Below are 10,769 nucleotides of genomic sequence, written 5' to 3' on the forward strand. Positions count from 1 at the left end.
TCCTTAAGTTTCAGGTTCCAGTATCTATTTGTGTGTTATGATTTTTTGCTTTTTCTTGTAGTTAGCTTGAAATTATCTCAAAACAAATAGGGCAATGAATGAAATACACTACCTTTGTAATTTACATATTGTTTGGCAATGTTCTATGTTATTTTACTTTCTTTGTCCCTCATTTTCTCCTTTTTCATTACAAGAAAAACTAAAACCTCCTACTTTTATTTTAGCTTGTCATTACTATTTGATAAAGTTTTTACTCGTTTCATATCGGTTTTACTAGTATGACCTGGTAGGTACGGTTAAAAAGCCATCACTACAGAAGATGAAATATACACTATTAACCAATAAAAAAAGAAGGATGAGTTCAATAATGAATTCATCCTTCTCTCTATATAAAGACTATAATTGCTTATACCAACTGGCTGCTGCCTCTACCTCAGTAATCGTCAACTGATGTCCTCTATCCTCCCAGTGCATCTCCACACTAGCACCTGCGTCTTTAAATAAAGAAGCTAGTTCCTCTGATTCTTGTGGCGAGCAGATTGGATCGTTTGTTCCTGCTCCAATAAACAGATGCTTACCGGATAAATCAGGTAATGTGATGCCTCTTCTTGGAACCATAGGGTGATGAAGCATGGCTCCTTTTAAAGCATCCTGAAAATGGAATAGTAAGCTTGCAGCAATATTTGCTCCATTTGAATAACCAATTGCAATAATATTATTACGTTCAAATTCGTACTTTATCGCAGCATCATTTAAAAAATCATGTAATTCATTCGTGCGATACACTAAATCCTCTTCATCAAAGACACCTTCAGCTAATCTTCGAAAGAACCGTGGCATCCCATTTTCTAATACATTACCTCGAACACTCAATATGGAAGCGTTAGGATCAATGATGTCCGTAAGTGGAAGTAGGTCATGCTCTGTTCCACCGGTTCCATGTAGTAATAATAATGTTGGTTTTGTTGGATCATTTCCTTTTTGATAAATATGTTTCATCCGTTTTCTCCTTTATTAATCCTCATATTCTTTTTCAAATACTTTTGTACTTCTAATCGTATCAATTGGTCTTACAAGCCTCTCAATTTCTTCACGCTGTGCTTCAAAGTATGGTGGCAATGACAATTTTTCTCCAAGTGTTTCATATGGCTCATCCCCCATAAATCCTGGGCCATCTGTTGCTAGCTCAAATAAAATCTGTGGCGCAATATTTGCATATAACGAACCAAAATAATAGCGCTCCACAAAACCTGAATTTGGCACACGGAAGGATTCATATCTCGTCATCCATGCATCTAATGCAGCCCGATCCTCTACACGGAATGCAGCATGATGGACGGTTCCGTATCCCTGTCTTGCACGAGGAAGAATAGCATTATATTCTACTATTACTTGTGCTCCATTTCCCCCTTCACCCATTTCAAATAGATGAAAAGAACCTTCTTTTCCAATTTCCTTGAAAAGATAAACCTGTTCCAATACGGCTTTAAAATAATCAAAATTGGATACTCGGACAAATACCGGTCCCAAGCCAGTAATAGCAAATTCTAATGGAATTGGTCCTTTCTTCCATGGAATCCCAGAAGCTACACCTTTATTGTTCTCATCAGAGATTAATTGATATTGCTGTTCATCAAAATCCTCAAATGATAGCGTCTTTGTCCCAAATTGTTCCTTAATGCCATCATGCTTAACATTTAATCGATTAAATCGTTTTACCCAATAATCTAGTGATGCATCAGTTGGTACACGGAATGATGTCTTGGAAATCTCATCTGTACCGTGAACACCTTTTGGAATTCCAGGAAAATCAAAAAACGTCATATCTGTTCCTGGGCTACCTTCATCATCTGCAAAGAATAAATGGTATGTTTGAATATCATCTTGATTAACTGTCTTTTTCACTAATCGTACACCTAAAACATTCGTGAAGAAATCATAGATTTTCTCCGCACTACTAGTAATTGCTGTTATGTGATGTACTCCTTTTAATTGATTCATTTTTTATTCCTCCATATTTTAATTTAAGGGTGTTAGTATTGCTTCATACTCTTTTCTCTTGGATTCAAGCCAATCTGGGAGCTTTAACATTGTTCCTAATTCCTCAAGTGACTCATCAACCGTAAAACCTGGTGTATCAGTTGCAATTTCGAATAGAATTCCATCCTCTTCTTGGAAATACAGTGCTTTAAAGTAATTACGGTCTTTTATTTCGGTTGGTTTAAACCCTTTTTCTATAAGTAATTCTCTCCACCTTTGATGCTGATCGTCACTAGCTGTACGAAAGGCAATATGGTGAATAGTACCTGCTCCAGCCAGTCCACGTACAGAATGGGAAAGTTTTAAATCAATGGTATTACCGAAAGTTGATTCCGTTTTAAACCGAATATATTCCTCATCCTTATCAACCATTTTTATGCCTAATGTAGTTTCCAAAATAGCTGCTGTGCGAGTCGGGTTATTCGAATAAAGCGTTGCTCCAGCCAATCCTTTTATTGCATACTTCTGTCTGCTATTACCCAAGTTACCCGAGTTATCAATCAGACCTTCCTTCTGTTCAGCCAGTTCTAACCATATTCCATCAGGATCTTGAAACTGGATGTAGCTTTTAGCAAAACGAGTTGTAGTTGTATAGGAGATCCTATTTTCCTGCAAATGTTGCTCCCAATATTCGGTCGAACCGGGAGGGATTGCAAAGCTAATTAGTCCAACCTGCTTCGTTCCAATTCGACCTTTTGCCAGCTTTGGCCATGGGAAAAAGGTAATTATAGTACCTGGATCAGCTGTTTCATTCCCAAAATATAAATGATACACTTCTGGTCGATCAAAATTAATGGTTTTTTTAACTAATTTTAGTCCCAATACCTTAGAATAAAAAGAATAATTAATCTGAGGATCCGAAACAATTGCCGTGATATGATGAATTCCAGATGTAGTTAACATAAAATCCCCCTTATTTTGGGCGTTCGATAGAAAATACTTCTCCAATTTTGGCGTAATTAGATCCTGCTAGGCGACTTATTGCTGCAAGTTTCACTTGGTTAATTCTACCTGACTCATATATTTCTTCATCAATATGAAACATGGAAATCTTTCCAATGATTAAATCAACGCCAATATTTCCATCCTCACCCAACTCAACTGCATGTTCTAACGTACATTCAAACCGAACCTTAGCCTCTTTAATCCCTGGAACTGATACATTTTGACTCGCTACTAGAGTTAGATTTGCCTGTTCTAGCTCACTCTGGTTAGGAGGGAGAGAGGCTGCTGTTTTATTAATTGCTTCTACATTTTCGTCATCAACAATGTGAACGACAAATTCTCTATTATTACGAATGTTTTTTGCCGTATCTCGCATCCGCCCCTCTTTCCGTTGAAGAGCTATCGAAATCATAGGCGGATTAGAAGAGACGATATTAAAATAGCTAAACGGCGCTCCATTAATCGTTCCATCTTCTGCCAAACTTGTAACAAATGCAATTGGTCTCGGAATAATGGTTCCAATTAATAATTTATAATTCTCTCTCTCCGAAATAGCTTTTGGGTCAAAGGTTAGCAACTATATCCCCTCCTAATCCAGTTCTCTTACTTTAATCGGGATTAAAGAATTATTAAGTCTTTCACGATAGTGCTCGTATTGCTCGGGCAATTTTAAATCCTGACCCATTGTTTCATAGGACTCATCATGTGCAAACCCTGGTGGGTCAGTGGCAATCTCAAACAGAATTTCACCATATTCTCTAAAATAAATGGCATTAAAGTAATTACGATCTCTTACTGCTGTTACACCATATCCTTTTTTTGCTAATAAACGTTGCCAATCCAATTGGTCTTCATCGTCCTTGGCACGCCAAGCAATATGATGGACAGTCCCTACTCCCATTTGTCCTCGATCCACCGGTATTTTTTTGATATCAATGATATTACCAATATTTCCATAGGACTTGAAGCGAACAATATCTTCTTCTTCTCCAACCTTTTCAAGACCCATTACAGTTTGAAGCGTTTCCGCTGTTTGGGCAGGATTAACAGAATATAAAACAGCGCCACCAAATCCCTTAATTGCTACCTCTGGCGTTACATCTCCAAATGTCCAATTATTTCGTACACCTTGATTTCGCTCTACCAACTCTAATTGTAATCCGTGGAAGTCCTCAAAGTGCAAGTACGTTTCCCCAAACCGCTCAATTTTACTATAGTGGATATTAAATTTTTCTAACCTAGCTTGCCAGTAGCTCATTTTCCCAGTAGGAATCGCGTAAACCGTTATTCCTACCTGACCACCACCGATTTTTCCTTGATAAGCATTTGGCCATGGGAAAAAGGTGATAATACTTCCTGGTCTTCCTCCATCATTACCAAAATATAAATGATAGGTTCCAGGATCATCAAAGTTAATGGTTTTTTTTACTAAACGAAGCCCTAAAATTCCTGCATAAAAATCTACATTTTCCTGTGGATGTCCTACAATTGCTGTGATATGGTGAATACCTTCTGTTTTTTTCATCCCATCGTCTCCTTTGTATTATCATTTAGTTTATACATTCATGCCAGAACTAGCCGACATTGATTCATACTTCTAGACTTACCAAATACTACTCAAAGCATCTCCATTTATTTATGAGTGGCTTTGAATCAATTATCTCTAATTCGAGATAATTTTTAGCAAAAAAATAAATAAGAACTTGCACATTTTATTCTTAATTAAGTTATTCTTAATTAAATATAATATTAATACTGATTTTGATAATTGTCAACTGGTTATGTTCCATAATATTTTATAGAGAAAAAACTTCTATAGTTATCTACAAAAGATAAAATACATCTGGATAGATTAATAAAAGGTTGGCACTTAAGGAGAATTCCCTAATAAAATGCCAACCCTTTGAATGAAATTTTATCCTACTATATTCACATTATTTATTTCGTTGAATCAAATCAACAAACGTATCAACAAAGGTCTGTAAAAATTGAACAGTTCCTTCATTGGTTAGTTTTCCTTCTTCATCTAATAATTCATGCACATTTCCAATATAAGCTTCTGGTTGTTGAACTACTGGCATGTTTAAGAAAGCGAGAATTTGACGTAAATGATGATTTGCACCAAATCCACTCAATGCTCCTGGTGATATACTGATAATTGCTGCAGGTTTACCAGACCATGCACTTTCACCGTATGGGCGAGAAGCTACATCTAATGCATTTTTCAATACAGCAGGAACAGAGCGGTTATATTCAGGAGTTACGAATAAAACTGCATCCAATCCTTTAATTTTATTACGAAATTCCGTATATATAGAAGGCGTTCCGAGATCGCCTTCATAATCCTGATTAAATAAAGGTAGATTTCCTATTTCTACAAACTCTGTTTCAAATCCTTTTGGGAATAAAGAAGCTACGTTAGACGCAACTTTTTTAGAGAATGATTCTTTTCGAAGACTACCTAGTATAATACCTACTTTCATTATATAAAATCCCCTTCCATTATATCTCGAATTCGAGATATAAATATAACGGAAAATGTATAGGAAGTCAATTATGATGAATTATCAACAAGCTTTTCAACGTTACTTACGAATTAATTACAGTCCAAAAGAGAGAAATCAAAATGATGGCTAACATTCCGAGGAAATCCATATACGAAATGACTATTACTTTTTTAAGTGATGGCTGAATCATATTTGAAGAAGTCTCACTGAATTGGTATTAAATTGTTCAAAAAGTGGGTGGTATGATGATGCTCTAGATCGTAGTTGTCGAACAATGCTATCACCTTGAAGGGAGTCAAGAATCGATTTACGAACTGAACTCCCTTCAAAAAGAAGTATTTTTATAATTGGTGTGGACGACATCATCATCCATCGTATAGAAGGAAATTACATTTTTTGCAAATTTTTTAGAGGAAGGTACAAAAAAAGAGTGGAAATAACGGAAAAATTATATATTCAAAGACCAATTGATATCGAGTATTACATTGATACAGGTGAAACAGGAAAAATAATTACGACGCCGTTATGAGCCTATTCTGGCTAAGCATTTCTATATAACAGCAATTATTACTACTCTTTATCCCATTATCCGCTATATACACTAGCACAAGTTCCTGCTTCTGGTTCATAAAAACAATGGTTTTTAAATTGACCAGTTCTTGGTTGACCATACCATGTTGGCGGGCATGGACCATATGGATTAAAATACCACAGAGAATATTTTGCCGGATGCTGTCTCCAATATTCCAAGTTTTGTCTTGCTAATCTTCTTTCAGATTCTCTTGCACGTTGATAAAATCCACTTCCCTTTTGAACAGCTTCAAAGGAATAATTTCCTCCTTGCACCTGAAAAATCACTTGAGGAATTGTCCGTAAATCTGCAAAGTCTAAGCAATTTGCTACAAGGCGATTTACAATTACATTTCCAACAAATAACATTCCCAGCTTTCCTTCTCCCTCAGCCTCCGCTCTCATCATTCTTGCCATTAAATCCACATCTGAATTTCGATAACTCGCTCGTGCCATTATTTCACCCCCAACATATTGTATGAACAATGGCCTACATTGTTGTTTACTTTTTACTTTTGAATTGGATAGGAAACATCGTATGTAGATATTATGCAAAGAGATTTAATATGAAAATTACTCGATAGCTTGTGAATATTTTCCAATACATTGGAATAGCCATTAAATAGGGACTTCTTCTAGGTTCTTTATCAAATAAATGAGGAGGAATTACTTTCATGAAGTATGCAAATCCAAATACGGATGGTGCGTTAGTACATTTTAAAGAGAGGTACGATAACTATATTGGTGGTGAATATCGTCCTCCTGTTAGTGGTGAGTACTTTAAAAACGTAAGCCCAGTCACAGGACAGGTTTTTTGTGAGATTGCTCGCTCTACGAAAGAAGATGTTGAAGCAGCAATTGATGCTGCCTACGCGGCAAAAGAAGCTTGGGGAACTACATCTGTTGCTGAACGTGCAAATATCTTAAATAAAATCGCTGATCGTATAGAGGAAAATTTAGAATTGCTAGCTGTCGCAGAAACATGGGATAACGGAAAAGCCGTCAGAGAAACACTTGCGGCTGACTTACCACTTGCTATTGATCATTTTCGTTATTTTGCAGGGGCAATACGCGCTCAGGAAGGTGGTATTAGTGAAATTGATCATGATACAGTTGCCTACCATTTTCATGAGCCACTAGGGGTAGTTGGACAAATCATTCCATGGAATTTCCCGCTTCTAATGGCAACTTGGAAATTGGCACCAGCATTAGCTGCAGGAAATTGTGTTGTATTAAAGCCAGCTGAACAGACTCCTGCTTCTATTCACGTATTGATGGAATTAATTCATGATCTACTACCATCTGGGGTTGTAAATATTGTAAACGGTTTTGGACTGGAAGCTGGAAAGCCCCTTGCGACTAATAGTCGTATCGCCAAAATTGCCTTTACAGGTGAAACGACAACAGGTCGATTAATTATGCAATATGCATCTGAAAATTTAATTCCAGTTACGTTAGAATTGGGTGGAAAATCACCGAATATATTCTTTCCTGATGTAATGGATAAAGATGATGCTTTCTTAGATAAAGCTGTAGAGGGTCTAGTAATGTTTGCATTGAACCAAGGAGAAGTCTGTACTTGCCCGTCAAGAGCATTAATCCATGAATCTATTTATGATTCTTTTATGGAAAGGGCTATTGAGCGAGTCAATCAAATTAAAATCGGTCACCCACTTGATACGGAAACAATGATGGGTGCCCAAGCTTCTACTGAACAAATGGAAAAAATTCTTTCTTATTTGGATATTGGAAAGCAAGAAGGTGCTGAAGTACTTGTCGGTGGAACAGTAAATAAACTTGAGGGCGAGCTATCAGAGGGATACTATATTAAGCCAACCATTTTTAAAGGAAATAATAATATGCGTATTTTCCAGGAAGAGATCTTTGGACCAGTACTCTCAGTTACTACTTTTAAAGACAAGGAAGAGGCAATGCAGATTGCAAATGATACACTTTATGGCCTAGGAGCAGGAGTTTGGAGCCGTGATATTCATACAGCATACCGCTTCGGTCGTGGCATTCAAGCAGGAAGAGTGTGGACGAATTGCTATCACCAATATCCAGCACATGCAGCCTTTGGTGGGTATAAGAAATCAGGTATTGGAAGAGAAAATCATCAAATGATGCTTTCCCATTACCAACAAACAAAGAATCTACTAGTAAGCTATAGTGAAGGACCTGTTGGATTGTTCTAATCGATTAATTCATGCATTTCTGCTTGCTAAATAATAGATTAAATTTAAAAGAATTGAAGAGGTGAAATAAATGGTTGAACGTGTAATCGCTACTGATGAAACACTAAAGCTACTAGATAAATTAAAAACGATACATGGAGACTTAATGTTTCACCAATCTGGGGGCTGCTGTGATGGTAGCTCCCCTATGTGCTATCCACGAGGGGAATTTCGAATTGGCGAATCCGACATTCTATTAGGAGAGATTGGTAACACACCTTTTTATATTTCGAAGGATCAATATGAATATTGGAAGCATACACAGCTTATTATTGATGTAGTCGAAGGTAGAGGTGGCATGTTTTCAGTCGAAGGACCAGAAGGGAAGCGATTCTTAACTAGGTCGAGAGTGTTTACAAAGGAAGATCGAATTGCGTTAGGACAATAGTGAGGGATTAAGAATATTTAATATCTACCAAGATGAATGCCCCCCAGTTACTAGTTTGCCTAAAAATAGGGGGCTATTTGTCTTGAAGGAGGAAAATTACATTGTCATTATTTTAATCTATATTTCCAGCAATAACAGTTGTCTAATGGGTATTTAACTAAAAGAATAAGATAATCAAAAACATTCGCCTCTATTCTAGAATATCTCTCTAGCCTTGCTCCTTCCAGTTGAAAGCCAAACTTTATATTGGTGACCCCTGCTCGTCATTTTGGATAATATTTTAGAGTGAAATGAAGCTTAGCCGGCCACTATGCTTCATTTCGTAAAATACTTTGGACTGAAATGAAGCTTAGGCCACCTCTATGCTTCATTTCGTAAAATAATCTGGACTGAAATGAAGCTTAGATCACCTCTATGCTTCATTTCGTAAAATAATCTGGACTAAAATGAAGCTTAGGCCACCTCTATGCTTCATTTAGGTATAATAATCTGGAGTGAAATGAAGCATAGTTACTGGATCAATTTTATTATGTCTTTTTTGATATAGTAGCTTATTATTTTCATGGTTGTTATAAAAGAAAAGGGGCTTCATTCACAAATTATCGTATAACCATTTTCTTGCTTCTTATAGCTTCCATTAATTACTCCTATCCCTTCAATTGTAAGTGAATCAATGTTTTCGATGGGATTATTCTGTAAAATGAGATGTAATGTAGTAATATTTCGAAATCCGTCTTTACAATGTGCTATGACAGGTTGTTGAATAAGGTAGTCTATATTGTTAATTCTTACTTTAATAAAGTTCTTATGTAACAGCCTATCCTCAAGTGGGACGATATTCATCGGGTCAAAAGATATAGCCTTTATTTCACCTTCAATAAATAGATGTATTCCGTTTTGCTGCTCAAAGCTTTCTAATGAGCAATTCCTTTTTTGCTTAACAAAATTAATTACTTTCTCTGTTTCAGCGCTTATTTCCACATCACGTATTATTTCGATGTTATCGGAGTTTTGTTTTAATAAATCGTATAGTGTTTCTGGCTTGTCCCAAAAGCCTTCCTTCCAATCCGGTAGAAAATCATCCAATAATAAACACATAACCAAGCCTGAACTATAACAACTCTTTCGTATGTCTAAAGTAGATTCAAATTTATCTATTAGATAATGTCCATATTTTTTGATAATTGATTTATGTTCTATTGTGCTTTTTTCTGAATATGCCTTTAGCTCAACATACCAAGCTGGTCCTTCAATTGTTTCAACTAAATTTTCATATGTAATATAGTTATCCATATTAGCTGCTCTTTTTTCTCTTAAGGAAATAAAAGTGTTAAGATATTGTTTCTTCTTCATTATATCATCTTCCAACATGGCGTCGAAAAGAATAGCTCTTTCCCGATTTCGTAATTCTACATTTTCTTTTGATAATGGATAGGTAAGACCTATAATTTCATCTGGAAATCTTCTTTCACCTTTAAGATATTGAAACCCATGAAATAACTCATGTACAAAAATTGAATACAACCCTTCATAGTCATCATACAATTCTACATCGACTATTGCTGTAGGATAACCTTCATACAAAATTAATGTACAACCGTTAAATTGGTGATCCCTTTTTAAGGTTTGAAATTTATTATGTTGCTTGAATTTAGGATGATTAAATAAATATACATTGCTCGTATCATATAAGGCAAATGCAACCAAATCGAAATTTGGCCAGTAACTTTCTAGTTTTTCTTTTACTAAGTCTTGTGAAATCTGACTAAGGTTCTTGTTCATTCGTTTTCAGCTCCCTCAAGCATCAAATGGAATATTATTCATGGATGATTCTACCACCCATCAAGCATTTAATCTATTAGCCTATAGGTGTAAATATTATCAGTCTTAAGATTTAGATTGATTATTTTTGAAATTATACCTCTTAGATAATGTAGCCTCGATTATACTGAAACTAAAATAATTATCCGCCCGTAAAACGGGCGGTTTTAGTTTCGCCCTATAAGGGCACTTTACCAACGAGGCCCCTAAAGGGGCTTTTTGAATTGACCGTCAACCGTTTATCTTCCTATACTTCTTTAAATG

Annotated in this window: 10 protein-coding genes; 2 read left to right on the forward strand and 8 right to left on the reverse strand. The window is 36.0% G+C overall.

The features are described 5' to 3' along the window. Positions 1-396: 396 nt before the first annotated feature. The 7 genes from KI338_RS16755 to KI338_RS16785 form a co-directional block, all read right to left on the reverse strand. On the reverse strand, positions 397-999 hold the full coding sequence (locus KI338_RS16755) for an alpha/beta hydrolase (RefSeq protein WP_212922172.1): 603 nt from the start codon (positions 997-999) through the stop codon (positions 397-399). A gap of 15 nt (positions 1,000-1,014) precedes the next feature. Further along, on the reverse strand, positions 1,015-2,001 hold the full coding sequence (locus KI338_RS16760; RefSeq protein ID WP_212922173.1) for a ring-cleaving dioxygenase: 987 nt from the start codon (positions 1,999-2,001) through the stop codon (positions 1,015-1,017). Positions 2,002-2,019: 18 nt separating this feature from the next. Then, the gene (locus KI338_RS16765) at positions 2,020-2,943 is read right to left on the reverse strand and encodes a ring-cleaving dioxygenase (protein WP_212922174.1); all 924 of its coding nucleotides are present in this window, start codon (positions 2,941-2,943) and stop codon (positions 2,020-2,022) included. 10 nt (positions 2,944-2,953) lie between these two features. Further along, a complete protein-coding gene (locus KI338_RS16770) occupies positions 2,954-3,562 on the reverse strand; it encodes a flavin reductase family protein (protein WP_212922175.1) in 609 nt (202 codons plus the stop codon). 12 nt (positions 3,563-3,574) lie between these two features. Continuing rightward, positions 3,575-4,510, reverse strand: a complete 936-nt coding sequence (locus KI338_RS16775) for a ring-cleaving dioxygenase (RefSeq protein ID WP_212922176.1) — start codon at positions 4,508-4,510, stop codon at positions 3,575-3,577. 409 nt (positions 4,511-4,919) lie between these two features. Continuing rightward, on the reverse strand, positions 4,920-5,471 hold the full coding sequence (locus KI338_RS16780; protein WP_306345325.1) for an NADPH-dependent FMN reductase: 552 nt from the start codon (positions 5,469-5,471) through the stop codon (positions 4,920-4,922). Between the two features lie 606 nt (positions 5,472-6,077). Beyond that, complete coding sequence (locus tag KI338_RS16785) at positions 6,078-6,518, reverse strand: cell wall hydrolase (RefSeq protein WP_212922178.1); 441 nt, start codon at positions 6,516-6,518, stop codon at positions 6,078-6,080. Between the two features lie 218 nt (positions 6,519-6,736). On the opposite strand from KI338_RS16785, the gene adh reads away from it, so the two are divergent. Then, complete coding sequence (gene adh / locus KI338_RS16790; RefSeq protein WP_212922179.1) at positions 6,737-8,257, forward strand: aldehyde dehydrogenase; 1,521 nt, start codon at positions 6,737-6,739, stop codon at positions 8,255-8,257. A 70-nt stretch (positions 8,258-8,327) separates the two neighbouring features. Continuing rightward, positions 8,328-8,684, forward strand: a complete 357-nt coding sequence (locus tag KI338_RS16795) for a DUF779 domain-containing protein (protein ID WP_212922180.1) — start codon at positions 8,328-8,330, stop codon at positions 8,682-8,684. Positions 8,685-9,272: 588 nt separating this feature from the next. On the opposite strand, the gene KI338_RS16800 is transcribed toward KI338_RS16795, so the two are convergent. Continuing rightward, positions 9,273-10,466, reverse strand: a complete 1,194-nt coding sequence (locus KI338_RS16800) for a hypothetical protein (protein ID WP_212922181.1) — start codon at positions 10,464-10,466, stop codon at positions 9,273-9,275. Positions 10,467-10,769: the final 303 nt, after the last annotated feature.

Origin of the sequence: Ornithinibacillus bavariensis (genome assembly GCF_018333235.1) — a bacterium.
Taxonomy (GTDB): domain Bacteria; phylum Bacillota; class Bacilli; order Bacillales; family Amphibacillaceae; genus Ornithinibacillus; species Ornithinibacillus bavariensis.

What these genes read in the sequence shown, in the direction of transcription:
- KI338_RS16755 (WP_212922172.1), bottom strand. Translation starts at nt 999, where the DNA reads ATGAAACATATTTATCAAAAAGGAAATGATCCAACAAAACCAACATTA.
- KI338_RS16760 (WP_212922173.1), bottom strand. Translation starts at nt 2,001, where the DNA reads ATGAATCAATTAAAAGGAGTACATCACATAACAGCAATTACTAGTAGT.
- KI338_RS16765 (WP_212922174.1), bottom strand. Translation starts at nt 2,943, where the DNA reads ATGTTAACTACATCTGGAATTCATCATATCACGGCAATTGTTTCGGAT.
- KI338_RS16775 (WP_212922176.1), bottom strand. Translation starts at nt 4,510, where the DNA reads ATGAAAAAAACAGAAGGTATTCACCATATCACAGCAATTGTAGGACAT.
- KI338_RS16785 (WP_212922178.1), bottom strand. Translation starts at nt 6,518, where the DNA reads ATGGCACGAGCGAGTTATCGAAATTCAGATGTGGATTTAATGGCAAGA.
- adh (WP_212922179.1), top strand. Translation starts at nt 6,737, where the DNA reads ATGAAGTATGCAAATCCAAATACGGATGGTGCGTTAGTACATTTTAAA.
- KI338_RS16795 (WP_212922180.1), top strand. Translation starts at nt 8,328, where the DNA reads ATGGTTGAACGTGTAATCGCTACTGATGAAACACTAAAGCTACTAGAT.
- KI338_RS16800 (WP_212922181.1), bottom strand. Translation starts at nt 10,466, where the DNA reads ATGAACAAGAACCTTAGTCAGATTTCACAAGACTTAGTAAAAGAAAAA.